The organism is Nocardia sp. NPDC049220, from assembly GCF_040647855.1.
GTDB lineage: Bacteria > Actinomycetota > Actinomycetes > Mycobacteriales > Mycobacteriaceae > Nocardia.
This window is the reverse complement of sequence record NZ_JBEZDA010000059.1, coordinates 1-1,471: the sequence shown is the minus strand read 5'-3', so window position 1 is coordinate 1,471 and position 1,471 is coordinate 1. Positions and strand designations below refer to the sequence as shown.

Genomic DNA, 1,471 nt, shown 5'->3' with positions numbered 1-1,471 from the left:
AGGAAGCTGCCGGTGCCCGGTTTGCCCGCCGAACCCAGCTTGCTCATCTTCTTCGGCACCGGAGCGCCCTGATACTGCAGCGGGATCGGGTGACCGTGGTCATCGACCGGGCCGAGCGGCTGGTGCACCTCGATGTACTCCCCATGCGGCAGACGCTTGATCACACCGGTCTCGATCCCGTGCTCGAGCACGGCGCGGTCGCTGCGCTGCAAACCGATACAGAACCGGTAGGTCAGGAAGTAGGCGATCGGCGGCGCGATCAACAAACCGATACGCCCGATCCAGGTCGTCGCGTTCAATGAGATATCGAACTTCAACGCGACGATGTCGTTGACACACGACAACGTCAACACCACATAGAACGCGATCGCCATCGCACCGATCGCGGTACGGACCGGCACGTCACGAGGACGCTGCAACAGATTGTGATGCGCACCCATGTCACCGGTCAGCCGCTTCTCGATCCACGGATAGGCGATCAACACCGTGAACACCAAACCCATGATCAACGCCACCCAGAACACCGCCGGCACCGTATACCGCCCCAGATACAACTCCCACGGCGGCATCAACCGAGCCAAACCATCGGTCCACATCATGTAGAAGTCCGGCTGCGAACCCGCCGACACCTGCGACGGATTGTAGGGACCCAGATTCCAGATCGGGTTGATCTGCAACACCCCACCCATGATCGCGACAATCCCGAGGGTGAAAGCGAAAAACGCACCCTGATCAGCAGCGAACACCGGCACGATCCGCGCACCGACCACATTGTTCTCGGTACGACCCGGCCCCGGGAACTGCGTGTGCTTCTGATACCAGACCAACGCCACATGCGCCGCGATCAACGCCAAGATGATGCCCGGGAACAACAACACATGCGCGACGTACAGACGCGGAATGATGATCTCACCCGGGAAGTCACCACCGAAGATCAACCAGTGCATCCAGGTACCCACGATCGGGATGCTCATCGTGATACCACCGAACGCCGCCCGCAACCCCGTACCCGACAACAGATCATCCGGCAGCGAGTACCCGAAGAACCCCTCGAACATCGCCAAGATCAACAACAGCGACCCGATCACCCAGTTCGCCTCACGCGGCTTACGGAACGCACCGGTGAAGAAGATCCGGAACAGATGCACGATGATCGACGCCGCGAACAACAACGCCGCCCAATGATGCACCTGGCGGACGAACAAACCACCCCGCACCTCGAACGACAGATTCAACGCCGTCTCATACGCCCGCGACATCGTCACACCACGCAACGGCTGATACGACCCGTTGTAGACCACCTCGGTCATCGACGGATCGAAGAACAACGTCAGATACACACCCGACAGCAACAGAATGATGAAGCTGTACAACGCGATCTCACCCAACAAGAACGACCAATGCGTCGGAAAGACCTTGTTGATCGACCGCTTGACGAACGCCGCGGCACGATACCGCTCATCCGCCTCAT

The 1,471-nt window shown here is 59.6% G+C and carries 1 protein-coding gene; it reads right to left on the bottom strand.

What is annotated here, in order from left to right:
• The coding region (locus AB0C34_RS31525; protein WP_357081096.1) for a ubiquinol-cytochrome c reductase cytochrome b subunit at positions 1–1,471 on the bottom strand (1,471 nt) is incomplete at both ends.